Source organism: Streptomyces sp. JLBT605 (genome assembly GCF_058215555.1).
In genome coordinates, this window is sequence record NZ_CM177087.1 from 13,973 (window position 1) to 37,316 (window position 23,344).

General features: G+C 69.8%; 18 protein-coding genes and 3 pseudogenes. 10 read left to right on the forward strand and 11 right to left on the reverse strand.

The annotated features are described in order from the left end of the window. From AC4BDD_RS00090 to AC4BDD_RS00115, 6 genes are read left to right on the forward strand one after another with little or no spacing between them, the layout of a single operon-like run. Positions 1-2,589 carry a DUF6603 domain-containing protein gene (locus tag AC4BDD_RS00090; protein WP_490688866.1) on the forward strand — a complete coding sequence of 863 codons (2,589 nt, stop codon included), beginning with the start codon at positions 1-3 and terminating at the stop codon, positions 2,587-2,589. Continuing rightward, positions 2,586-4,910 (forward strand): hypothetical protein, encoded by a 2,325-nt coding sequence (locus AC4BDD_RS00095; protein ID WP_490688867.1) that lies wholly within the window; start codon positions 2,586-2,588, stop codon positions 4,908-4,910. The genes AC4BDD_RS00090 and AC4BDD_RS00095 overlap by 4 nt, the downstream gene beginning before the upstream one ends. Next, a complete protein-coding gene (locus AC4BDD_RS00100; protein WP_490688868.1) occupies positions 4,907-8,671 on the forward strand; it encodes a hypothetical protein in 3,765 nt (1,254 codons plus the stop codon). The genes AC4BDD_RS00095 and AC4BDD_RS00100 overlap by 4 nt, the downstream gene beginning before the upstream one ends. A gap of 24 nt (positions 8,672-8,695) precedes the next feature. After that, a complete protein-coding gene (locus tag AC4BDD_RS00105; protein WP_490688869.1) occupies positions 8,696-9,811 on the forward strand; it encodes a hypothetical protein in 1,116 nt (371 codons plus the stop codon). 49 nt (positions 9,812-9,860) lie between these two features. Next, on the forward strand, positions 9,861-11,504 hold the full coding sequence (locus tag AC4BDD_RS00110; protein WP_490688870.1) for a hypothetical protein: 1,644 nt from the start codon (positions 9,861-9,863) through the stop codon (positions 11,502-11,504). Positions 11,505-11,556: 52 nt separating this feature from the next. Next, positions 11,557-12,666 (forward strand): hypothetical protein, encoded by a 1,110-nt coding sequence (locus tag AC4BDD_RS00115; RefSeq protein ID WP_490688871.1) that lies wholly within the window; start codon positions 11,557-11,559, stop codon positions 12,664-12,666. 262 nt (positions 12,667-12,928) lie between these two features. Here the strand turns inward: AC4BDD_RS00115 and AC4BDD_RS00120 are convergent, their stop codons facing one another. From AC4BDD_RS00120 to AC4BDD_RS00130, 3 genes and pseudogenes are all read right to left on the reverse strand, one after another. Then, positions 12,929-13,168, reverse strand: coding sequence for an NUDIX hydrolase (locus AC4BDD_RS00120; RefSeq protein WP_490692011.1), 240 nt, complete (start codon positions 13,166-13,168; stop codon positions 12,929-12,931). Between the two features lie 61 nt (positions 13,169-13,229). Continuing rightward, positions 13,230-13,391, reverse strand: a pseudogene (locus tag AC4BDD_RS00125) (NUDIX domain-containing protein); the annotation flags it as partial. A 170-nt stretch (positions 13,392-13,561) separates the two neighbouring features. Beyond that, a complete protein-coding gene (locus AC4BDD_RS00130; protein ID WP_490688872.1) occupies positions 13,562-13,978 on the reverse strand; it encodes a hypothetical protein in 417 nt (138 codons plus the stop codon). A gap of 1,030 nt (positions 13,979-15,008) precedes the next feature. Here AC4BDD_RS00130 and AC4BDD_RS00135 point away from each other — a divergent pair. Beyond that, entirely contained in the window at positions 15,009-15,365 is a 357-nt protein-coding gene (locus tag AC4BDD_RS00135) for a hypothetical protein (protein ID WP_490688873.1), read from the forward strand. A 200-nt stretch (positions 15,366-15,565) separates the two neighbouring features. Here the strand turns inward: AC4BDD_RS00135 and AC4BDD_RS00140 are convergent, their stop codons facing one another. The 4 genes and pseudogenes from AC4BDD_RS00140 to AC4BDD_RS00155 all read right to left on the reverse strand — a co-directional run bounded on the left by AC4BDD_RS00140 (position 15,566) and on the right by AC4BDD_RS00155 (position 18,327). After that, complete coding sequence (locus tag AC4BDD_RS00140; protein WP_490688874.1) at positions 15,566-15,991, reverse strand: SMI1/KNR4 family protein; 426 nt, start codon at positions 15,989-15,991, stop codon at positions 15,566-15,568. A 347-nt stretch (positions 15,992-16,338) separates the two neighbouring features. Then, positions 16,339-16,710: pseudogene (locus AC4BDD_RS00145) on the reverse strand (calcium-binding protein); the annotation flags it as partial. A 587-nt stretch (positions 16,711-17,297) separates the two neighbouring features. Next, positions 17,298-17,549 carry a DUF7660 family protein gene (locus AC4BDD_RS00150; protein WP_490688875.1) on the reverse strand — a complete coding sequence of 84 codons (252 nt, stop codon included), beginning with the start codon at positions 17,547-17,549 and terminating at the stop codon, positions 17,298-17,300. Between the two features lie 655 nt (positions 17,550-18,204). Beyond that, positions 18,205-18,327: a hypothetical protein gene (locus AC4BDD_RS00155; RefSeq protein ID WP_490688876.1), complete on the reverse strand. Its 123-nt coding sequence runs from the start codon at positions 18,325-18,327 to the stop codon at positions 18,205-18,207. A gap of 558 nt (positions 18,328-18,885) precedes the next feature. Between AC4BDD_RS00155 and AC4BDD_RS00160 the strand changes: the two genes are divergently transcribed. The 3 genes and pseudogenes from AC4BDD_RS00160 to AC4BDD_RS00170 all read left to right on the forward strand — a co-directional run. After that, complete coding sequence (locus tag AC4BDD_RS00160; protein ID WP_490688877.1) at positions 18,886-19,320, forward strand: hypothetical protein; 435 nt, start codon at positions 18,886-18,888, stop codon at positions 19,318-19,320. A gap of 190 nt (positions 19,321-19,510) precedes the next feature. After that, positions 19,511-20,080 carry a hypothetical protein gene (locus AC4BDD_RS00165; protein ID WP_490688878.1) on the forward strand — a complete coding sequence of 190 codons (570 nt, stop codon included), beginning with the start codon at positions 19,511-19,513 and terminating at the stop codon, positions 20,078-20,080. Positions 20,081-20,545: 465 nt separating this feature from the next. Further along, positions 20,546-21,017: pseudogene (locus AC4BDD_RS00170) on the forward strand (hypothetical protein); the annotation flags it as partial. Positions 21,018-21,064: 47 nt separating this feature from the next. Here AC4BDD_RS00170 and AC4BDD_RS00175 read toward each other — a convergent pair. The 4 genes from AC4BDD_RS00175 to AC4BDD_RS00190 form a co-directional block, all read right to left on the reverse strand. Beyond that, the gene (locus tag AC4BDD_RS00175) at positions 21,065-21,634 is read right to left on the reverse strand and encodes a DinB family protein (RefSeq protein ID WP_490691991.1); all 570 of its coding nucleotides are present in this window, start codon (positions 21,632-21,634) and stop codon (positions 21,065-21,067) included. A gap of 583 nt (positions 21,635-22,217) precedes the next feature. Continuing rightward, the gene (locus AC4BDD_RS00180; RefSeq protein ID WP_490688879.1) at positions 22,218-22,355 is read right to left on the reverse strand and encodes a hypothetical protein; all 138 of its coding nucleotides are present in this window, start codon (positions 22,353-22,355) and stop codon (positions 22,218-22,220) included. A gap of 222 nt (positions 22,356-22,577) precedes the next feature. Next, positions 22,578-22,805: a hypothetical protein gene (locus AC4BDD_RS00185; protein WP_490688880.1), complete on the reverse strand. Its 228-nt coding sequence runs from the start codon at positions 22,803-22,805 to the stop codon at positions 22,578-22,580. 141 nt (positions 22,806-22,946) lie between these two features. Then, positions 22,947-23,225, reverse strand: coding sequence for a hypothetical protein (locus tag AC4BDD_RS00190; protein WP_490688881.1), 279 nt, complete (start codon positions 23,223-23,225; stop codon positions 22,947-22,949). Positions 23,226-23,344 lie beyond the last annotated feature (119 nt).

Genomic DNA, 23,344 nt, shown 5'->3' on the forward strand with positions numbered 1-23,344 from the left:
GTGGCTGAGCAGAGCGAGACCGGCCAGGAGCTCGGCGGCGCGGGTCAGGACGCGCTGTGGGTGCTGGTGGCTCGGGCCAGGGTCGACGCCGGCCTGCGCGACCTCCCGGTCGTCGGCCCCTATGTGCCTAGGGAAGTCGACGTACGGCTGCGGGGCCTGCAGGTCGCCCTGTCCCGGAGGAACCTGACGCCCCAGGAGGTGACCCGGATCAACGGGCTGCTGACGGGCGTCCGCGACCCGACCTCCTCGCTCGCGCTTCCCGACGGGGAGATGAAGGGCACGGTGCAGCTCGCCGTCGCGGTCGAGCTGGGCGGCAGGCCGCTGGTGCTCGGCGCGCCGGCCGGGGCCAGGCCCAAACCGCAGCGCGACGCCCAGGTCGTCCTGGCCGCGGGCGGGGACACGCCGGTGGTCGGCGGCGACCAGCGGGGTACGGCCTGGCATCCGGTCGGCCGGGGCTTGGGCCCCGTGCACGTGGAACGGCTCGGGGTGCGCTACGCCGACAACACCGTGTGGCTGCTGGTGGACGCGGGGCTGCGGGTCCAAGGGCTGACGCTCAGCGGCCGGGGCATGGGGCTGGGGATCAACCTCGACGACCCGTCCCGGGTCAGCGGCACCCTGGAGGGTCTTGGCCTGTCCTGGTCCAAGCCCCCGGTCGAGATCGCCGGCGCCCTGATCGCCAAGTCCGACAAGGACTACGTGGTGCTGCTGCAGGGCATGGCGACCGTGCGGACCCCGGCGCTGGAGCTGGGTGCGGTGGGCAGCTACGCCCAGCGCAGGGGCCAGCCGCCCTCGGTGTTCGTCTTCGGCCGGCTGGCCTTCGCCTCCGGCCAGGGCATCGGGCCGCCGCCGTTCCGCATCACCGGGGCGGCCGCCGGCTTCGGCTACAACAGCGCGGTGCGCGTCCCCAAACTGACGGAGGTCGAGCAGTTCCCGCTGATGCCGGGCGGCGACCAGACCCCCGACCCGCTCGTGATGCTGGACAAACTCACCGGCAAGGGGCCGGGCAAGCAGCCGTGGATCACCGAGTCGCGGGACCATCTGTGGCTGGCCGCGGGCGTCGAGTTCGACTCGTTCAACTTCGTCCACGGCCGGATCCTGGGCCTGGCCCAGTTCAGCACCAGCGGCAGCCAGGAGTTCAGCGCCATGCTGCTGGGCCGGGCGTGGGCGGTCTTTCCCCGCGTCGGCCAGCTGAAGTACGCCCATGTGGACGTAGCCCTGGCGGCGACCTACGAGTCCCGGGACGACGCCCTCAAGGTGTTCGCCGCCCTGGTACCGGGCTCGTTCGTGCTGCACCCCTCATGCCGGCTCAGCGGGCAGGCGGCGTTCTGCGCGTGGTTCGGGCGCAGCGCACACCCGGGCGACTTCGTGCTATCCCTGGGCGGCTACCACCCCAAGTACAAGCCTCCCACGCACTACCCGCGGCCGCAGCGGCTCGCCCTGGACTGGTCGGTCTCCGACCAGGTCTCCCTGCACGGCTCCTGCTACGGGGCGCTGACACCCTCGGCGTTCATGGTGGGGGCGCAGCTGGAGGTCTCTTTCCACGCGGGACCGATCAAAGCGTGGTGCCGGGCGGTACTGGACGCGTTCGTGCAGTGGGACCCCTTCGCCTTCGCGCTGTCGGTGAAGGTCGAGGTCGGCGTGTCGATCGACATCTGGCCCTACTTCCACGGCTCCCTCGGGGTGAGCCTGGAGGCTTGGGGACCGCCCACCGGCGGGATCGCGTCGGTCCACGTCCTGGCATGGGACTTCGACATCCGCTTCGGCGAGGACCGGCCCGCCGCCCCCAAGCAGCTGAAGTGGCGGGAGTTCGCCGACAGCGTGCTGCCCAAGCCCGCAGTGGACGCGCGGCCGGTCGCCGGTACGCTGCCAGGCCCCGCCGGCGACAAGCTCCCGGCCGACGGGCCGTGGATCGCCTCCCGGCAGGGGTTCGGCTTCGCCACCAGCTCCGTGCTGCCGGTGCAGAAGGTCCGGCTCGGCTCGAAGGCCGGGGCACCGCCGGCGAAGCTCCCCGACGGGAACGCGGTCGACATCCGGCCGGTCGGCGCGCGCGGCGTCAGCTCCACCCACCGGGTGGTCCTGACGTGGCGCCAGACCGAGATCGACCCGGTAAGCGAGGGGTGGCGGGTGGTCCCCGAGAACGGCCGGGTGCCGCTGGGCCTGTGGGGAGAACCCCTGCCCGCAGACAAGCAGCCGCCCGTCCCACGGGCCGGAAAGGACCTGGTGCCGGCCCGCACGGGGCTGCGGTTCGAGGCCCCCGACGCCCAGCTGGCCGACTCCGCCGTCGCCACCACCCAGCAGCGGCTGGGCCGGGAGAGAGTCGTCGGGCCGCCGGTGCCGCTCGCCGCCCCCTTCCCCGTGGCGCACAGCCCGCTCCGGCCCGGGAATGTCCGCGAGGACCTGGAGGACAACGGCACGGATCCCGAGCGGGACGTGGCCCGGCTCAAGCTCCTGACCGACCTGGCCGGGTTCGGGGTGGTCCCGTACGAGGACGTCCTTCCGTGGGCCATGCCGTTCCCCCAGTACTGCGCGGATGTCCGCGCCCATCTGCGCACCGAACCGATGCGCCAGGCCCCCGAGGATCCGACATGACAGGCACGGTGCAGGACATCCCCGTCACCCTGCACGACCACTGGCTCCCCACACTCAAGGCCGGCTCGTACAGCGTCGCGGTCACCCACGAGATGGCTGGGGAGAAGGAGGTCAAGGAGACCTTCACCGCCCCGGCCCGGACGTTCGAGGTCGTCGCCCCCCGCTTCACGCTCGACCCGGCGCTGGTCCACTCGGCCTTCCCGGTGCCCGGCAGCTCCGGGGACTTCTCCCTCGTCCTGCCGCACATCTCACTGACCGGGGCGACCCTGCCCTGGGACCGCCCACCGAGCACGTCCGCGGAGAAGTCGGCCCCTTGGCTGGCCCTGCTGGTCCTGACCGCCGCCGAGCTGCCGGCGGATCCGGCCACCGGGGAGACCGGCCAGGAGCGGCCGGTGGCCGAGATGACCCCGGAGAACAAGACGGACGTGCCGGCCGGGGTGCTGCTGCCCAAACTGTGCCGCGAGGCCGTGACCGTCGGCCCGGACCGCTGCCGCACCATCGATGTGGATGCCAAGGTCTTCACGGCCGTCGTCCCCCGCCTGTCCGAGCTGCGCTACCTGGCCCACGTCCGCCGCCCCGTCCCGCCGGCGGTGAACACCCGGCCGCGGGACGACGACGTCTCGGTCGTGGTGGCCAACCGCCTGCCGCGCACCCCCGGCACGTACTCCGCGCACCTGGTCTCCCTGGAGGGGCTCGGCGACTGGCTCGCCAAGCTGCCCGACAAGGACACCCGCGAGAAGGGCCCGGTCAAGGTCGTGCGACTGGTGTCGCTGCGGTCCTGGACCTTCGAGGTCCTCCCCAAGACCCGTCCCAGCTTCACCACCGTCGCCGAACACCTGCGGGACAACAGTGGGAAGACGCCCCTACTGCGGCTCGACGGGCCCTGGAACGCGGGCGGCCACTCCGGGCTGTGGCGGCTGCGCCACGGCTATGTGCCGCTGCGCCACCGCCTGCCGACCGGGGAGCGGACCTACGCCTGGTACCGGGGCCCGTTCACCCCGGTGCGCGCCGCACCGCTGCCGGGCGGCGCCGCGGCCCTCACCTCCGAGGCGGCGGCGCTGATCCACCTTCCGCGGCATAACATGTTCGACGTCAGCTACGCCTCCGCGTTCGCCCTGGGCAAGGAGCTGGCGCTGGCCTACGCCGACCTGCCGGCCACACTCGCCCAACTCGGCACGCTGGGGCTGGAGACCATCGCCCGGTACGCCGGTGAGTACGGTGCCACCGAACCCCGCGCCACGCAGGCGGCGGACCCGACGGTTCAGGCGGCTCCGGCGGACCCGTCCGCTGATGGCGACGGTGAGGGGGACCTGCTGCTCGGCCTACGTCTGGAGGGGACAGCGCGCGAGGCGTTCGAGGCGTCGCTGGCCGACGAGCCCGAGGAGGGCGACGAGGCCGCGGCGGTCGGCGGCGTCCGCGCCGGCGCCACCGACAGCGACACGGACGCCGAGGCGTCCGGCCCGCCCCTCGACCCGTCCGCGTATCTGCACGCCGCGCTGGAGCCCGCCGCCGGCTCCGCCGTCGACACCGCCCACGAGCAGGCGGTGACGGTGGCGCTCACCGCCCTGGACCAGGCAGGCATCTCGCCCGACAAGCTGCTCGCCGCGGTGCCCTTCGCTCACCTCGTGCCCGACGCCCGCCTGCTGCCCCCGGAGACGGTGCGCTTCTTCCACGTGGACGAGCAGTGGGTGAACGCCGTGTCGGCCGGGGTGCTCAGCCTCGGCATCCGCACCACGCTGGAGAAGTCGCTCATCGAACGGCTGCTCCACAAGCTCATCGCCTTCAAGCAGCTTCCCGTCGCGGGCATGCTGGTGCGCTCGACGCTGGTCCGCGACTGGCCCGGCCTGATCTTCACCGCCCACGCGGGCACCGACGACGTGCTCTTCGGCCAGCCCCGCGTGCTCGCCCCGGACCTGGCCCTGGTCTTCTTCTCCGCCGTGCCCGACACCGTGACGCTGCGCCAGCCCGCCCAGGCCCTGCACTTCGGGCTGGACGGCGAGCGGTATCTGCTGCTGCGCTACCTGCAAAAGGACAAGACCGGCCAGGACAAGGTCGGTCAGAGCATGGGCGATGCCTACCGACTGGACCTGAAGGACTCCCACCTGCGCACCCCCCCGCCCACGCTGCCGAAAGAGGTGCTGGACATCGGCGCGTTCGTCACCGCGCTGCGGGACAAGCTCGCCTCGGTCTCCCCGTCCCAGTGGAAGGACACCGTCCCGCTCACGCCCGTCGCGGCGATGCTCCAGCTCGTCAACACCCCGGGAGAACTGGTGTTCCGGCCCGCGGCGTCAGGGCTCCAGCACAAGGAGGAGGGCCGATGAGCGACGCGTGCCTGATCGTGCCCGTCGAGGTGAGCGCGCTCGCCGTCAACGACACCGTGCGGACGAACGAGACCTTCCACCGCTGGGTGCCGAACTTCGAGAAGCTCCAGAAACGGGATGACCCCGAGCGGAACGTCCTCATCAACGTCAAGGACGACGAGACGTTCAACGGGGTGCACCTGCACTGGCAGGTGCCCCAGGCCCTGGCCCGCGGGCGCGTCGACCTCCGACAGGGCACCGCGCCCGGGCGACCGGGGACGGACGCCGTCACCTTCCCCCTGGTGCCCAACCGGTGGCTGGTGCTGCGCCACCACCGCCCGGCCAAGACCCAGGAGACGCCGCGCACCGCGGGCTGGGCGGTGGAGAGCGACTTCCTGCACCTCACCCAAGGCACCTCCCCCTACTTCGACGCCACCAAGACCGGCGATGAGCGCTCCCCCTACATCGGCCGCAAGACCGACCTGGACGCCTCCACTCCATGGTCCGAGCCCGGAAGGGCGCCCTTCCTCACCATTGCCGGTCCCGGCCTCGCCCCCTTCGCCTCGTTCGCGCCGTACAACGAGGACGTGTTCTCCCTGCACGACATGCTCAGGCTCCCGGGGCAGGGGCGCGACCCCGGCCCGCTGGTCGCGGAAGGCGCCCTGAGCTACCTCGTGGTCGGCTGGCACTCCACCCCTGGCTCGGATCCCCTCTCCCCCGCCGCGCTCAAGGCGCTGCTCACCTTCCGCGGCGAATACCGGCCGGGCATGACCGACGCGCAGCTGTTCGAGGCCGGCATGCGGGCGCTCCCATGGCGGCCCGCCGAGTCCTGGACGGAGTGGAAGGCCGTGCAGCGCTGTCTGTACGTGGGCACCGTCCTCGACCTCCAGTGGGCCCACACCGGGCACCCCGAGTCGGACAAGCCACCGCTCGCGACGCCGGGCGTCGACGTCGCCGTCGGCCACAGCGCCACCGACGCCCGTACGGCGCTGGACGACGAGAGGGACCCGAAGAAGCGCCTGCTGAACGAGGCGTTCGAGTACGGGGCGCTGGACCTGCTCGACGACGCCCTCGACAACGGCCGCGATGTCCTCGACGCGGCGGCCCACGCCACCTGGTTCGCCTCCACGCCCGCCGGGTACGCCTGGACGGCCGTGGACCGCCGCGGGGTCGCCGATCCCACCCGTCCGCCCACCGACGCCGAACTCGCCGCGGAGAAGAAGGCCCTGCACAAGCTCAACCAGGACCAGTGGGCCTACGACCGGAAGCTGCGGGAGCTGGCTGTCGCCAGGGAGCGGCTGTACGGGCTGTGGTGGCTGCGCGGCCTGCCGCCCGGCGCCAAGCCCGAGCAGCCCGAGGACTTCAGGGCCGGGGCCGACCAGCAGCTCGACCCCGCCACCGGCGGCCTGGCCGCGACCGTACGCGACGTGCGGATCGCCTGCTTCGGCGCGGACGGCAAGAGCGGGCTGCGAGCCGCGGTGCCCCAGGGCGACACCCCGCGGGAGCTGGGCGAGAGCATCAGAAAATACGAGCAGAAGATCAAGCTGCCCGCCGGGCGGACCCTGCGCCGGGTGCCGGCCGAGCCATACCACCAGGCCACCGACCCGGTGGTGGTGCTGCGGGGGAAGGGGGCCCGCCTCGAACTGCCCCGCACCGAGCCGCTCCCCTGCCGCACCCCGCGAGCCCTGATCGCCGCACTGACCGACGGCGGCGCGGGCGTACCGGTGAAGCAGCCCACCGGCCCCGCTCACCTGGCGGCCGTGGAGGCGGCGCTGCCCTGGGCGCCGTTGAAGGAGGTCCGCGACGAGTTCTGGCTGCTGGCGGAGGCCGCGCGGCGGGTGCGGACGCGCGGCGGGCTCACGGCGGCCGAGACCCTCGGCGACGCCATGCGGCGGCTGAAGCTCACCGTCCGGGACCGGCAGGGCCGCGCACCCGCCCGGCTGCCGGAGTTCAGCGCGCTGTGGCGCCAGCCCTGGTCGCCGATGTTCCTGCTGTGGACGGTCAACGCCTATCCGCTTCCGTACCGCTCCGAATCGCACGGCCAGGGCACCGAGCACTGGCGGTTCGACGGGCGCAAGCACGCCTGGCACGGGACCGGTCAGCGGAGCCACGGCGTGCTGGCCGGCCGCTCGCTGCTCACGTCGCTGCCGCCCTTCATGCTCCGGGGGCGCGTGGAGGAGTACATCAACCGCTACTCCGACGCTCGCGCCGAGGAGCTGTGGAAGCGCGCCAACGCCCCACGCAACCGCCAACAGATCGCCCAGGAGCTGCGGGGCCTGAACGCCTGGCTGGCGCAGCGGCAGATCAGCACGCACTTCGATCCGCTGGACGGCAAGAGCAAGGACGAGCTGACGACCTCACCGGTGGTGGCTCGCCCCGCCGCCAGCCACCGTTTCGAGCCGGTGCGGGCGGCGCAGTTCTTCTTCGAGTCGCTGACGCTGGTGGACCGGTTCGGGCGATCGGCGCCACTGGCGGTGGACGGGTCGCACTCCGAGAAGTTCCTGCCCAAGCGCGCGGCGAGCGTGCTGCCCACGCCCGGGAAGACCGTCGTGAAGGATATGCCCAACCGTCTCGTCCAATTGCCGCCCCGCCTCCAGCAGCCCGCGCGCGTGTGCCTGGAACTGGTCTCGGCGCGCGACGAGCGGCGGACGCTGCACCCGGCCGACCAGCCCGGCTACCGCGACCCGGTCAGCCCGGTGTGCGGATGGGTGGTGCCGGACCGGCGGCACAAGAGCCTGCTGATCCACAGCGCGGACGGCCGGGGCCTGGGCGAACTGCTGGTTGCGGGGCGGCCCGAGAACGAGGAGGTGCGGTGGCTGCCGCTGCCGGGCTCGCCCATCCTGGACAAGGACGACCTGGCGACCCCTCAGTTCGCCAGGGACCACCCGCACCTGGCGCCCTTCCTGGCGGAAATCCTCGACGACCCGGACGTGCTGCAGGACCTAGTCGCGGCCGTGGACCTGGCCCTGCACACGATCGTCTCCCCGCCCGAGCACAGCGACCCCTACCGCGCCCTGTTCACCGGGCGTCCCCTGGCGCTGATCCGCGCTCGGGCGCGGGTGGAGCTGGCCGCGCCGCCGCTGTACGACGCGACGTGGGCCAGGATTCCGGCGGGGCCTCAGGCCACGGACGGCAACCAGCTGCGGAAGACCGGCTGGCGGGTGCGGATCGGCGACCCCTTCCGTCGTACGGACGGGATGGTGGCCCTGTTCCGGGCCCCGGAGTCCGCGTCCGACCCCATCGGTACCGACTACAGCCGCTGCCATGTGGCCCACATGCCCCGCGATCCCCGGTCGACATATCTTCAAGCGCTGGACACCAAGGCCGACCCCGCGGTCATCGCGGCGGAACCGCTCGCAGGCCCCTCCCTCGCCTCGCCCGCCGTGCCGAACGGCGCCGCGGCCTGGGTAACCCTGCTGGTGAGCCCGTGGACGCCGGTGCACGCGTTCACCGGGCTGCTGCCGACGGCCGGCGTCCAGGTCCCCGAGCCGTTCCTGCAGGAGCCGCTGTCCCGGATGGCGGTGGGGCTGCGGACCGGCCCGCTGCTCGCCGGGTTGCGGGTGCCGGGGGCCAGCCGCCCGCCGGGCATCGCGCTGCCGGTGCCCTCGGCGTGGCCGGGCGTCTGGTCGTGGAGCGAGCGGACAGACGACAGCGCGGGGCCCTGGCAGGACTACGACCTCGTCGGCACGGGAACAGCGGTGCGCCCGCCGACGACCCTTCCCGAGGCGCGCTCGGGCTACCTCGTCTACACGCCGAAGTCCTCGCGCAGCGCCGGTTCCTGACACCGCCGACCCCCTGGGAGCTGTATGACCACCCCCTCCATCGCCCCCGAATGCCTCGTCGAGAGGGCGGTCCACGACGCCATAGGAGCCGATGGGGACGCCACCGGACTGCGATTCAGCCTGCGCAACCCCAGCACCGAACCGATGCTGTGCGAGCGCGTCGACCTGACTCTGCCGATCGGCACCGGCCCCCAGCACCTCGCCGCCGCCCCTGGCCGGCTCGCCCTGGCCGAAGGCAGCGGCTGGGCGCTCCGGCACACCGGCGGCGACTCCTTCGCCCTGGTGCCGGGCGACCCGGCCGAGCTGCGGCCCGGCGCCCCGCTGACCCTCACACTCGAAGGTGTCGGCGCCGGCACCGAACCGGGCAACGCCCCGTTCACGGCCGTGGTGCACGCGCTGGTGGGCGGGCAGCGCGCGCCCGCGGCCACCGCCCGCTTCGACGTGTGCACACTCCAGACCAGGATGCTCGACTACTTCAAGGCGGAGAACCTGTCGGTGGAACGGGACAAGAGCACTACGCTCACCTGGAAGGGGCTGCCGCGGAAGACCTCCAAGATCAAGCCGACGTACTGGCTCTACCAGGGCGCCGCCGCCCGCCGGGATGTCACCTTGGAGATGGACGAGGCCACCGGGGTCGGCTCCCGGCCGACCGGAGCCCTGACCTCGTCCACCGCGTTCATGATGCTGGCCGAGACGACCGACGAAAGCGGTACGAAGCCGGTGACGGAAGGGCTGACCGCCGCCGTCACCGTCGTCAAACCCGACCTCGTCACGGGGCGGCTCCAGGCCAACGGCCAGGTGCTGCTACTCAAGGAGCCCAAGGCCATCAACCCCGACCACGGCAAAGTCCGCACGCAAGCCTTTGGCAGCGGCGAGCTGGCCGCGGGCACCGACGGCATGATCGCGGTGAACATCCTGACGGACGTCGAGAAGAAGACGGCGACGACCCGAGTCACCGTCACGGCCTCCGGCCTCAGCCATCTCCACCAGGCCGGGGCGGTCAAGGGATTCCCGGCGAACCTGCTGGTCCCCGTCCCGTCCGGCGCGCGGGCGCTGGTCTGGGCGGGCGCGGGCGGCGCCGCGTACACCCTGCGGGCCAGCTGGTACCCCATGGGCACCGGAGCGCTGAACAAGAAGTGATGTCCCGCACCACCGAACCCACCCACCACGGACAGCCAAGGAGCAGTACATGAGCGCCACCAAGCGTGTCACCGCCGCCCTCACCCGCACCGAGGGCAACGTCCCAGTCGTCTACCTCTTCAAGGGCACCTGGGCCGCCCGCTACACCCTCGTCTCGAGAACCTGGCAGCTCACCGAGCCGTTCCGCGTCGCCCGCCACCTGAGCACCTGGTGGCCAGGGCTGGCCGCCACCGCCGGGCGCAAGGCATACGACGCGGTGTGGGAGGAGTCGGAATCGCAGAGCGACCGGCTCTGGCTCACCGCCCGCAACCGGGTGATCCGCTACGACCTGGCCAAGGGCCAGCTCGTCGAGCAGGAGGGCGAGCTATCCGGGCTGATCGCCGATCTCCCCAACAGCTTCGACAAGGGCGTCGACGCGGCCATGAACACGGCCGACCGCGTCTACCTGTTCAAGGGCTCCCAGTACTGCACGTACAAGATCGGCGAGAACACCGTCACCGGGGGTGCGAAGAAGCTCGGCACCGACATCAGCATGGACGCCGTCTGCCTGGTCAACGGCACGCCGCACTTCTTCTCCGGTGAGTACTACTACACCGGCACGATCAACCCGGGTGACAACTCCCTCACCCTCAACGCCGCGTCGAAGAAGAAGATCACCGACACCTGGCCCGGCGCGCCGCTGGCCAAGCCGACACTGGACATCTACTGCAACCCCGGGGGCAAGCTCACCCGGCTGCGCACCAACATCGACCTCTTCTCCGGTGAGAGCTCGCTGCCCTCGAACCTGACGTCCACCGCGACCGCCCTGAACTTCCCCTGGACCAAACACCACTTCCCGCCGCCGTTCTTCTACGTCACTCCAGACAACCGCCGCGCCTACGTCCCGGACCGGGACGGTGAGCAGGTGGTGGCGGTCGACCTCACCATGGGCCCGTCGGAGGACCCGGTCATCTGGAAGGCGAAGCTCAGCGGGCCCCCGTACACCTCGGCCATGGCGCCCGACTGGGGGAACCTGTGGATGCAGGCGCACCCCATGCAGGTGTCCAAGCTGACGCGGCTGCCGCTGGACGGCGGCACGACGGCGCCCACGCCCACGTACGAGCCGTTCAAGAACATGTACCGGGCCCTGGCGGTCTCTCCGGACTGCCGTACGGTCTACGTCGGGTTCTTCCGGGGCGAGAACAAGGTCGAGTACGAGTTCGCGATGGTGGACGCCAAGACCCTCAAGTACTCGACCACTGTCTACCTCGGCGAACTGAAGCCGGACTACATCGCCGCCAGCCCCGACCGCAAGCGGGTCTTCGTGGGGACGACCGACAAGCCGACGGTGACCCGGGTCGACCTCGCCAAGCCCACCGAGCCGAAGCGGTTCTCGGCCGGCGGCAGGGTGGTGGGGCTAGCCGTGTCACCGGACGGACAGCGTGGCGTGGCCGCGGTCAACACCAACAGGGGCGTCCAGAAGGTGATGATCGTCCCCGTCACCGGGGACTACCAGACCGACATCCCCATCGGCGGTGCCAAGTCCGTCTCCGCCGTCGCCGTGGACCCCAACAGCCGCTTCGCCTACGTCTCCGACGCGGAGGCCCACAAGATCTGGGTGGTGGACATGGACCAGACCTCGGTCGCCGGCTCGATCGACGTCTCGGGCGTCAACGACCTGTACCACCTGGCGCTCGCGCCCCGCTGGGAGTAAGGCGCCGCTTCCCTGTCAGCCGCGGCTGGGCCGCCCGGAAGGAAGGAATGTGATGGGAAAGGCGACCGCCCGTTTCCAGTACGAGCTCTCCTCCAAACCGGCCCAGCTGCCGGTCTCCAGCTCCGCGACCGTCCATGTGACGCTCGACAACGCCAGCAAGGCCCCGGTCACCTGCAAGAAGCTGACGTTCACGCTCACCGTAGGCGAAGGCGCCGACGCCTTCACCGCCCAGGCGGACGCGGCGAACATCCAGGTGGTCGTCCCGCAGAAGGGCTGGTCGCGGCAGAGCAACACCGACGCGCACGTCTTCGTCATGGAGCCGTCGCGCAAGGTGCAGGAGATCCAGCCGGGGAAGCTGACCTTCAGCCTGACCGGAGTCAAGGTGAACGCCGTTCCCGGAAAGGCCCGGATGGACGTCACCGAGGAGCTGAAGGACACCGAGTCGGCGACGATCCAGCGCTACCACACCAAGTTCAAGGGCGGCTTCGCGCTCTACGGCCTTCTGCCGAAGTCGCCTTCGGTCGATGCCGGGAAGAACGCCGTACTCACCTGGAGCCGAGACAACCGCACGAACGAGGTGATCAAGCTCCACTGGTCCGAGGGCCCGGCCGACGGGGTGGACGTCAGCAACCAGAAGAGCTGGGAGGGGCTCGTGTGGCGGGACATCGCCTTCCGGCTGACCGCCGACCAGAACGGCGTGACGCACGTACTGAACACCTACGTCACGGTCCGCGAGCCGCACCTGGTCGTCAACAAGCTGACGGTCAACGGCGCATGCGCCCTTTGGCAGCGCCCCAAGGAGGGCGTCATGCCGCAGCTGACGCCGCCGCCCGGCCAGCTGGGCTCCACGACGCGCACGTACACGGCCAACTCCGACGGTGTCCTGGTGGGTTCGGTCCAGACATTCCGGCCCACGGCCAAGGCCGAACTCAGCGTCGTCGTCCGGCCCCCGGCGGGGCTCACCCATGACGCCCGGATCCGCGCCGCGGGCGACCGCACCGACGTCTACGACCAGGGGCCCCAGCTGGCCGTTCCCGTCCCCTGCGACAGCACAGTGACCGTCACCTGGGACCTGCGGGACACCGGCTCCGGCCTGAGCCCCCACAGGACGATCGTCCCGACCCTGAACTGGCACCCCTGGGGCAACGGGTCCCTCACGTGACCGCGCCCTTACCAACACCTTGCTTCGGAACCTCCAATGACCCGCGGTCCAGACAGGACCGCGGCTGTGCGCCCGAGGGCATGCGCCCGGGGCACAGGGCGTCCAGCCACCCTCTCCGGGACACGCCTACCCGGGCCTGCTGCCCTCCTGCCCGAGTCGGCCGCATCTGCACCAGCTGACGACCGTCTGACCAGACGCGTTTGGCCGACCGGTGGCATCGGTGGTGCCCTTGGGGACGCGGCCGTCGGTCCTCGCCACGGCGTCAGGCGATGTCGCCGGGATAGCGAGTGGAGGACTCGCCATGGGGGAGGTCGGCGATCAGGTTGCGCAGGCTGCGGGGCAGCAGGTTGAGGCTGGGCACCTTCTCCAGCTCCACCCATTCCAAGCCGGTCTGCACGTCGTCTTCGGCGTGACCGCCGAATGTGTCCGTGTCGCCCTCGGGCCGGCACACGAAGATCGCTTCGACCCGGTGCTCTTCCGGGGCGCCCGCCGTGGTTGGCACCGATGTACTCGCGCAGCCACAGCAGGCGCTCGGGTGTGACGTCCAGGCCTGTCTCCTCGCGGACCTCGCGTCGGACCGTGGTACCGAGGGTCTCGCCGGGGTGCTGTCCTCCACCGGGCAGGAAGTAGCAATCCTGACCCTCCCAGTGGGCGCGCTGGAGCAGGATGCGGCCGTCGTGGAGAACGACGGCCTTGGCTGCGTTGCGGACGGAGCGACAGGTCATCGAGCCTCACTGGCTGCTTGGCGTGACAGCCCGGGAGAACCGCCAGAAGGCCGAACAGGACCCGGCCAAGTGGCTGTCCTCGGATGCCGGCGCCCACTGCCCGGTAGCCTGACACGGCGCCGCCCCTCCTGCTTACCTTGGCGGGGCGGCGCTGGTGCGGTGGAATCGGGTTACACGGTCAGCTCGGCGCAGTAGAGGGCGAACTTCTTGGTGTAGTCGCAGTGGCCCACCGCCTGCTGCTCGGCGCAGACGATGCTGGACAAGAGCGCAGGGCGCAGGCCATGTTCGCTGCGGATACGGTTGACTTCCTCCCACATGGTGTTTCGCTCGAAGCGGGCCCACTCGCACTCCACATCGCCGTCGGCTGTGGTGATCAGGTTCTGGCGCTTGGGGCGCTCTCCCTGGGCGGTTGTGAGCGCGTCGTAGAGCCGGTCGGTGTTCTCCCTGTAGCGGTCGGTCATGCGGTTCTCACCTCTCTTTGTTGTCGTTGCTGGGTTCAGGATCTCGGCGAGCCCGGCTTCGACGTCGAGCACCCGCTCCAGGTCTGCCACAGTGCGATCGCGCGCCTCGGTGAGGCGGTCCAGCATGTCGTCTGCCTCGATGCCGGTGTGTCACGGCCTCTCCTCGACACCTGGCGGGGTACGAGCTACCGCCGCCACCGGCGACGCCAAACAAGCCGCCCGCCTCCTGGCGCAGGCCGAGACGGCATACGAACGCGCCTGGGCCGGGGACACCAACCCCGACTGGGCATACTGGATGTGCCGCCCCAGCCACATGGCCGAGACCGGCCGCGCCTTCCTCGACCCCGCCGGCAGGCGGCGTTGGTGCGGTCCGAGTCCAGTCGGAGCCAGCCGCGGGGGTCGCGGACGGACCGGCGCATCACGGCGAGGACATCGTGGGCCCAGTCCTCGTGCTGGCGAGGGCCGGTGGCCGCGAAGGTGTAGGTATCGTCGAGCAGCCGCAGGAGTGCCGCGTTCCAAGGGCAGATCCGGCTGCGGAACTCCATCAGCAGGCCGCCGACTTGGCGAGGGAAGGCGTCCTGCGGCTCCCGGGGGATACTCCGGCCGGTCGAGGGTCCACGCGACGAGCTCACCCGCCCCGTCCGCGGCGAGGCCGGCGGGAACCTCCGGTCCGTTGCGCCGCGACACACGGCCTCCAGGTGTGCGCCAAGCAGGTCGAAGGCGAGCTGGTCGGCAGGCAGAGACATCTGATCACTCTAGAGGGCTCCCCTCCCGGCAGCATGCCGACAGCCCCGCCCTCGGGGCACGGGCACGGTTACCAGGAGGCGCGCGGAGGAAACGTCCTGCTTCGGTCACCGGTTCGCCGAGCGAGGACGCCGCCCGGCCGCTGGTGCACGGTGACCCCGACTGCGGGATGTCCTGCCTGCCCGGCCTGGCCCATCTCAGTGCCCGCGCCTCTGTCGCGCGTTACGTCAGGGACGGCCTGTCCTGCCCGGAGAATCTCCCGCCACGGGAGCGGCTGTCGCGACACCGCCGGAATTCGTCGGAGTCCTTGTGGCAGACATCGACCAGGTGGCGCTCTGACTCAGAAGCCGAGCCCCATTATCTGAGTAGATCAACTCATGTGCTGGCGCCCGTTGAAGGCTTGGGTGGGGGCATGCATGACACATCGCCGAACACGCGCGCTCGGGGCGCCTGGGTGGCCCCGCTGCTGTCCACCGTCATCACCCTGCCCCTGGGCTTCTTCCTCACCATCTGCGTCATGCTCTCGCCCATGGAGTGCGACCCTTGCGATGGCGCCCGCCTCGAGCGCTTTACCCAGAGCTTCAACGTGGCATCACAGGTCTACATGTACGGCCTGCTCGTCCCGGCAGCCCTGCTCCTCGCGACATGGGCGCTCCCTGGATGGCAGCGCTACACCACTCCCCGGACAGCACTTGCCCTCCTCGCTCCCTTTTCCGTGATCTTCCTCTACATCCTCTTCGACACCATCCTGGAATCCCCCACCTGGTGACGCCTGCACCGCACAATGCAGGCGCGCGACCAGGACCCGGCGCCGGCTCCCTCCCGTCGCAGCATTGTGGTCGACCTGCGGAAGTCATGAGGCGCAGCCCGGTGAAGGGGGCTATCCAGGGCGGCCTCGATGCCGTGGCACACCGGCCACACCGAGATCTCTCATCGTGGCTTTCTTTGGTGGGCAACGAGGCATGGTTGTTACAGCTTGATCTGTCCCGTCATCCTCCATTGGAGGTACGTGGCCAGGCTCGGGGCCACCCAGGTGCGGCTGTCGTCCTCGTGGTTCCAGGCGAAGACGTCGGGTCGGTCGATCCTGGGGAGGAGCGCGAACAGGTCTCCGTTCCCCGCGTCCGCGAAGAACAGCAGTGGATCGAACGGCATGTAGAGGGTGGCCAGCTCAGCGTCCTGGCGAAGGTTGTGGTTCTCGGAGGCGATGCGCTCGGCCGACCAGATGAGCCCGCCCTGGTACTCGTCCTCAATGCCGTTGCCTTCGCGGAGGAGCTCGGCGAGGTCCGTAGGCAGTGGATGGCCGAGGCTCGCGGCGCAGCGGATCAGTGACGACTCCGATGCAGGGGGCTGGAAGACGGCCGTGCCGGGCAGGGCCGCAACGACTTCGGTCCACACAGTTGATTCGCCTCCATGAGTCCGGACCTGGACCGAGCCGGCCCGCAGCCCCGCCGACGCGGGCCCGGGGCCCGCGTTTCGACAAGCGTGACTGATCGCCAAGCGAACAGTACGCGCCCGGCCGAGCCGACCACCCACTGCCTCCAGCCTGGCAATGCGGGACAGCCCTGTTTCCCCGGGTGTGGGGCTTGCCAGCGCCGAGATCCTCGATCTGCTTGGAGAGCACGAAGGGATGCAGCGGCTGACCGGCCCGTCGGCCGGGAAACAGCCAGAGTTCAGGCTCGGACCGAAGGGTCTCCGGCCTGAGCCTTCTGCGCTTGCTGGAGGATGGATGACCCTCCCGAGAGTTACTTCACGTCGACGTAGTCCGCGGCGGAGGCAACCGCCGGGGTGGTGGAGGTGCCTGCGAAGGAGTAGCGGAAGTAGCCGTCCGCCGTGGCCTTCGTCGTCGTCCTCAGGTTGCCGTTGCTGTCCGTCGTGACGGTCTTGAGGGTCTTGTAGGTGCTGGTGCCCTTCTTCTTGAACTGGAGCTTCACCGGCTGCTTCGTGTAGCCCCCGTACTTGTAGGTCTCCCAGTTAGCGCGGGTCAGGGCGCCGGTGACGGTGATCGTCTTGTTCTTCTTCACCGGTTCCGGCGAGGCATTGACCGTCAGCCTGGAGTTGCGCAGGACCTTCGCCTTCGCGGCGGAATCCTTGGTCAAGTAGTCACCGTCGTTGGCCAGGGAGTAGCTGCTGGCGGACGGAGGAGCCGCGGGCTGCTGGGGTTGGGATTCCCGACCTCGTTCAGGAGTGCGGACAGGTTGGCGGGGCGGGGTCGCTGGCTCGCCCCGCGGCCGCCGGGAAAGAGCCAGCGGGATGCCGGGTTGGTGACAGTGTTTCGCAAGTCGCCGGTCAGCGGGACCCCCAGTAGAGCGCCGCCTGCCCGTCCTCCAGGGCTGGATCAGCCACCACACCGTCGGCGGTCAGGCACCATGCATGGCCGACCGCCGGGCACTCCACCAGTCCGGGGATCCAGGCGTAGCCCTCCACATAGGCCCGGCCCGGCTCCCGGTCGGCCCACTCGTGCGCGGCGGCGAAGCACCTGCGGCTTCAGACAACCCGGCAAGCGGTGCATGCACGCACTCCAGGAGCGGCCAGCTTGAACAGCGCAACGTGGACTTGACCGCCGAGTTGTCCGAACGCGAAGAAGACCTCGTTGCCGCCCGAGCGGCAAACCGCCAACTCATGGCCACCGTCAACGCTCGTTTTGAGGAGGCCCAGCGACCGCGTCGGGCTCCATCCTTCGCCAGCCGCCAGGGTTTGCCGATCATTCGTAGACTGTCGCCGCTTGAAGGGCTCGGGCGAGGAAGGTCCAGTCACCAGTAGCAGGGAATTCCTTACCGAAGTTTCGATACCAGCCTTCTGAGTCATTCATCCACGCGGCGAGCCCCTCCAGGAAGGCGTCCAGGGTCTGGTTCTCCCACTCGTTGCCACGGTGGAGACACTCCTGGTGAAGCGAGCGGACGAAGGCAACCAAGTCCTCGCGACTGCGGATCTCATCGTCTGGTGCAAGCGCCATAGCGGCAACCTACCGTCTCACTCCGCCTCCTCAACTCTGGGATCAAGGCCGAGGCCACACAGCCCCATCGCCCGATTCAGCGATTGCGCCATCCCCGGCGAATCGGTGCGACCGCGACAACCGCGTCATGTGGAGGCGCAGGCGGCGCGACGTCGGCCGCCCCTCCCCCGCCAAGCCGCTCAGCGCCGATGAATCTCGGCCGTCGAGCACGAATTGGATGGTGGTTCGCAGGCCTATAGGCCAGCGGGAGCGCCTCGGCAAGGTCACTGCCAGCTACAGCCCGTTTCCCGGTGATCGGTGCGATGACGCATCCATGCCACGACGTCGCAGACCCGCAGCAATCCCCGCCCACACCCCCCAAATGGGACCCGGACACCCGTGGTGTCGGCCTTCCATCCGGGAAGGCGCGTAGCCCCCAGTGCCGAAACCGGGGGCATGCGTCACCGCTCTCGCCTGGCCGAGGTAGGGCCAGGCGAGAGCAGGCGGTCCAATGAGGACACCCAGACCGTAGCCCAGTGCACCGACAACACCCCGGCAATCCCGATGTGGGTCGGTTACCACCGCGGATGACCTCGCTGGCGGGCCGCCGTCCACACTGCGGTCGCAGGTGATGGGAGGGGTAGGCGGCGGCCCGTCGCTGGCTGCACCGCCAGTGTCATCTGGTGACGATGGCGGCCACACAGGCCACCAGTACACCCGCCACCATCGCGGCGGCTGTCAAAGGCGTGGCGAGCCTGGGGTAACGGTGCACCAGGTAGAAGACTCCGGCGGTGAGCATCAGGCCCACGATAACGAGCAGCAGCAGGACGAGCAGAGCGAGCGAAGTGATGGGCTTCCCCCTTCGTCGGGGCGTGCCGGGGTGGCGCGCACGGATGGCGGAGCAGGAGTGCTCCGGCCCCTTTGGCGTCCTGGGTTGCGGTCGGTGTGGCCGGCTGCCCGGGTACGCGGTCGGCAGCGGTTAGCCGGGGGCGGAAAGCACTGTGACGTCGGCGGGGGTTAGCGGCGCAACCCGCCGGAATCGGCGCTCAGCCTTGCCGTGTCCGACACGTCATTCAACGCTCCGACGTGCGGAAATCGGATCTACGGAGCTGTTGAATGGCGCGCGTAGCACCGGCAGGGGCAAGCACCGCGACCAGCCCTGCCCGCAAGCTTGCCCACCGCAGTCGCGGACCCGGCTCACCGCGACAAGCCTCTGCTCGTGAGACGGCGATTCGTTCGCCCTCCAGGCGAGATGGTCAGCCCGTCCGGGGCCGAGTGCCGCTCGATCGGCGGCGGTCGCCTGTCACCAGGACAGATCGCATCCATCCAGGTCCAGGCCGTCAGATACGGTGACGGGATGATCGCGAGCCTGCCTGCCGACGTAGCCGACGTGCTCGCTCTGGTCCTGGGCGCGGACAACCCGGTTCATGTCGCGCTTCGAAGGCAGGTTCCGCGCCTCAGCGTACGGACGCGCTGCACATGCGGGTGCGGTACCGCGTACTTCGAACTGGACACCAGCGAGGTCGAGCCCGCGCCCACCGGGCCCGGCACCGTCGTGGCGGCCGCAGCGCAGCTGGTCACCGAGGCTGGCGAGCACCCCGGCGAGGTCTTGGTCGTCGCGCAAGGCGGCTACCTGTCGTGGCTGGAAGTCTGTGCATGGAGCGACGACATCCAGGTGACACTGGCCGCCGCACCTCGCTGGCTGCCGTCAGGATCCAAGGTGTCCCTCAGGACGCTGGGGGCGGCCAAGCCGGGTTCCAGCGCCTGGCCGACCACGCCGCGGCGTCGGTGAACGGGCGAAGCCTTCCCCAAGCAGCGCGAGGCCCCATCCACGGCCCGTTGCTCGGTGTCGGTGATGCTGCCGAGCCGCCGCACGTGCACGTTACCGAGCGAACGTTCATCGGACGTTCAGCGCCGCGCCTCAGCGTAGGAGCGAGCCCAGCGATCCGCCGGGCTCGCCCCATCGGACGAAGGGAACCCTCGTGAGGACGTTCGGCATCAGACGCACGGCCGCCGCCATCACCTGCCTGGCCGCACTGACGGCATTGGGCACCATCCCAGCGGCGGCCGCCCCCGACCGCGCTGCGCACATCACCACCTCCCAGGGCACCACCGCGCAGTCAGCCTGGTCCCGCATCAGCCTCTCCAGGATCGACGTCCCCGACGTGCAAGAGGAGGGCTGGCTCAGCAACGGCGATGAGATCCGGGTGGAGGTCTACTCCCCGCAGAGGGGCTTCGCCCACATCTGGCCCGCCAGCGCCGCAACCTTCAAGGTCAAGAAGGACTGGACCTGTATCGGTTTCGGCTATGTCTGCGATACGAGCAACAGCAGATACACCACCGGTCTGGACGGCGGCGGCGTCGCCATCCAGGACTACGCGGTCGGTGACCAACTCACCATCCGCATCATCGAGGATGACGAAATCGGCCCCGATATCCTGGCCGAGGCTCAGATCACCGTCAACGGCGAAGATCAGGCATTCACAGCCCACAGCCCCACAGACGCGAACTTCGCCTACATCTTCTACGGCAGGCTCACCCCAATCGGCTGACGGCGCTCACTGAACACCGCTTCGTCGCGGCTTGCCCGGGTCCGCGAGTTTCCCGGGTCAGGCCGTCGGCGGAACCTGCCGCAAGCCTCACCGGGCCCTGAGCAAGGACCGGCGGGCGCTGCCCTTCGCGGGAGGCCGACATCTGACCGTGCCGGCTAATGACGAACGCTCAGCAGGGACTGCGATGATCCGGGGCGGTGGACTTCTCACAGCCACGCCCAGCGGTGGGGTATGGCGACGACCGGTTCCACCCTCATGACCGTTGGCCGAACCGCGTGGGGCGACGACCAGGTTCTGCATGGCGGTTAGTACTCCAGCTGTAGATCGTGATCTTGTTGGTCGGGCCGGTGCGGAGACGGGTGCGGCCACCGTTGATCATCGTGAGTTGTGTGGACTTACGAAGAGACGGTGGCCGCGGGCCACAGCGTAGATCCCGCCCGTTGGCGGGAGGCGTTCGAGGTGGCCATGAGCCGTATTGCGGCCCGGTTCGCCCGGGTTGAACCCCGGCGCCGGGTGCGGGACCTGGTGCTCGGGCTGCTGTCGGACCTGCCACGCAGGAACTGCTGGACGATCGCCGAGTGGGCTGGGGAGACGACCCCGTACGGCATGCAGCATCTGCTGTGCCGAGCCTCCTGGGACGCCGATTCCGTCCGTGACGACGTGCGCGGTGCGCCGTTACCCCTCCTGGGCCCGCTGGGTCACCCTCGCGATGCTCGCCCATGCCTTCCTCGCCGTGGTCCGCGCCGACGAACACGCCCACCATCCCGGCCCGGACGACCTAGTCCCGCTGACCTGCAACGAGATCCAGCGCCTGTTCATCACGGTCGCCGTCGAGCAGCTCCCCGATATGGCCCACCGACTCGGCTGGTCCGATTGGCGACGACGCCACCAGGCGCGATCACGAGCCAGCCACTACCGGCGACAACTGAGGCTGTCACTTCGAGGTGACGTGCTGGTGGGGGCGGGGGGCGAACCCCGTCCTCGTCACTGGCCCACTCTTCCGTCAACGCACTCGCGCAACAGGTCGGCGTGCCCGCAGTGACGGGCATACTCCTCGATCCTGTGCACCATCAGCTCCCGAACTGCGATCTTGTCCTTCCCCACCCGCTCGCTCAGATCCGGGTGCTCGGCCAGCGCAGCGTCGGTCGCGGCCTGCTCCCGCTCCATGTCGGAGAATGCGGCGTCGACCACGGCCTGCTCGGCGACCGCTCCGTGGAAGTCCGCGTCCTTCTCGCCGTACAGCTTCGGCAGCGGGTCACCGTCGGTGATCCAGTTGTGCCAGTCCCGTTCCACCTCGGCGAGATGCCGGACCAGGCCGAGCAGCGACATCGTCGACGGCGGAACCGACCGACGAGCCAGTTGCTCCGCATCCAGGCCCTCGCATTTCATCCGCAACGTCAGGCGGTAGTCCGTCAGGAAGCCCTGCAGCGTCGCCAGCTCACCCTCCGGACTGGCCCCATCTCTGTTGCGGGGGTCGTCGTCCGGGTCGGCCCACATGTCGGGGTAGACGGTTGCAGGGCTCCATCGCGTGGGTTGATCACTCATGCGTTGCATAGTCGTCCGTGACGGCCCGAGCTCGCTACTGACTTTTCCCTTTGGGGACGTCATCCGCCCCACCAGCACGTCGCCTTGAGGCGAAAGCCTCAGAAGCCGTGAACCAGACATGAAGATCACGATCTACAGCTGGAGTACTAGGACAACAACAACCAGCCTCCACCACCGCGCGGCCCACCCCGTCCACACCGAACACACCGCCCGAGGGCGGCGCATCGACCGGATCACCGCCTCCGCGATGGAGGCCCTTCCGTATGCTGTCGCGCCGCCTCGCAGGCTCGGAGAGCTGGTATGAGGTGGGAGATGGTCAAGAGATGACGAACTCCTCATCTCTTGTGGTTGTTTTATCCCGATAGATAACGGAATGAGTTGAGAAAACTTCTCAATTGTTTCTGAGAACCTCAGCGCACTCATCAGTGCGTAAGTATCGTCGCCAATAGAATGGCGATGACATCGCAGATTGTCAGCGTCTATTCATTTCGCTCAATGAGTCCGTCAATGTGCGGCTGCCCCGAACTAGGGCCCGCCGAATCGGCGGGCCCCCAGTTCGCCGGCCGGACCTGCTACCACCAGGTCCGGCCGGTCAGCCCCTCCACAGGAGCACTGTGAAGGTGAGGATGGGCAGGAACGGTGTGATGGCGTCGGCGCCGCGACGCAGGGCGTCGTAGAGGCGCTTCCACCATGACCGTTCATGTGTGCCCAGTTCCTCGGCGGAACCCATGAGGCAATCCCCCCTCCCGGTTCACGGGCTGCGCACTACCAGCGCGCCCTCCGTAGCGGATGTCCGGGCGTGCCTGGACATCCCCGTCGAAGGGCGGCATGGCGGCTCTGCTCGCTGTGCGGGTAGTTCCGCGTGGGACTCTATCGCCAGTCATGGAGGCGCGAGCGCGGAATGCGAAAATGCGGCGTCAATCTGTTGCACCGGCTGAGAACCGATTCCGGATTAGGAAAGTGCCTGCTCGAAGGCGTCGCGGAAATCGCTGGCACGCGCGTCCCGGCTCCCACCGGAGACCAGTTGCCAGAGCCCAGCCTGGGCGCGGCGGACGCTGTGCCGACTGGCGGCGAGGTGGTGGTCAAGGAGAAGGGCAGCGGCGGCGCAGTTCCCCGGCCATTCCCGAAGCTGGGGTTCGAGGGTGAGGTTGTCGCCGCGGGTGGTGGTCTGCAGGAGCATCGCGCATAGGGTGGCTTCGGCGGCGAGGCCGGCTGGGCTGCCCAGGATGGGGAAGACGGTGCGGACGCGGGCGGCGGTGTCCGGCTGGAGCAGGGTGTAGGCGTAGAGGGTGGCGGCGTCGAACCCCTCAGGGGCTTGGCCTCAACCCTCCCAGTCCAAGAGCTGCAGGGGCGAGGCGGTGAGGTTCGCCCAGTGCACGTCGGCGTGGGCAGTGGTCCAGCAGGTCACGGCAGGCGCCGGGATTCCGACGAACTCGGGGATGGCCCGGTCCATGTACTGCTGTCGTACGGCGACGCGGTCGGTGTCGACGGCCGCCACCTTCTCCAGCGTCCCGGCGAGCTGCTGCCACCAGGCGTCCGGCAGCTGGAGGTCGTGCTGGAGGATCGGGTCGTCGGACAGGACCGGCTGCGGTGCGGGCACAAGCCGCAGCCACGCAGGTTAGCCGTCAGCAGTGCGGGCGGGGGCGCCCAGGGTGCGCCCGGCCCACCCCCAGAACTCCCCGCCCGGCTCGGTCTGCACCCCAAGCGCCTTCGCGGCGC

Excerpts from the sequence above, each read along its gene's own strand:
- AC4BDD_RS00095 (WP_490688867.1), top strand. The coding sequence starts at position 2,586 with ATGACAGGCACGGTGCAGGACATCCCCGTCACCCTGCACGACCACTGG.
- AC4BDD_RS00100 (WP_490688868.1), top strand. The coding sequence starts at position 4,907 with ATGAGCGACGCGTGCCTGATCGTGCCCGTCGAGGTGAGCGCGCTCGCC.
- AC4BDD_RS00105 (WP_490688869.1), top strand. The coding sequence starts at position 8,696 with ATGACCACCCCCTCCATCGCCCCCGAATGCCTCGTCGAGAGGGCGGTC.
- AC4BDD_RS00110 (WP_490688870.1), top strand. The coding sequence starts at position 9,861 with ATGAGCGCCACCAAGCGTGTCACCGCCGCCCTCACCCGCACCGAGGGC.
- AC4BDD_RS00115 (WP_490688871.1), top strand. The coding sequence starts at position 11,557 with ATGGGAAAGGCGACCGCCCGTTTCCAGTACGAGCTCTCCTCCAAACCG.
- AC4BDD_RS00130 (WP_490688872.1), bottom strand. The coding sequence starts at position 13,978 with ATGCTGGACCGCCTCACCGAGGCGCGCGATCGCACTGTGGCAGACCTG.
- AC4BDD_RS00135 (WP_490688873.1), top strand. The coding sequence starts at position 15,009 with ATGCATGACACATCGCCGAACACGCGCGCTCGGGGCGCCTGGGTGGCC.
- AC4BDD_RS00150 (WP_490688875.1), bottom strand. The coding sequence starts at position 17,549 with ATGGCGCTTGCACCAGACGATGAGATCCGCAGTCGCGAGGACTTGGTT.
- AC4BDD_RS00155 (WP_490688876.1), bottom strand. The coding sequence starts at position 18,327 with ATGCTCACCGCCGGAGTCTTCTACCTGGTGCACCGTTACCCCAGGCTC.
- AC4BDD_RS00160 (WP_490688877.1), top strand. The coding sequence starts at position 18,886 with ATGATCGCGAGCCTGCCTGCCGACGTAGCCGACGTGCTCGCTCTGGTC.
- AC4BDD_RS00175 (WP_490691991.1), bottom strand. The coding sequence starts at position 21,634 with ATGCAACGCATGAGTGATCAACCCACGCGATGGAGCCCTGCAACCGTC.
- AC4BDD_RS00180 (WP_490688879.1), bottom strand. The coding sequence starts at position 22,355 with ATGGGTTCCGCCGAGGAACTGGGCACACATGAACGGTCATGGTGGAAG.
- AC4BDD_RS00185 (WP_490688880.1), bottom strand. The coding sequence starts at position 22,805 with ATGCTCCTGCAGACCACCACCCGCGGCGACAACCTCACCCTCGAACCC.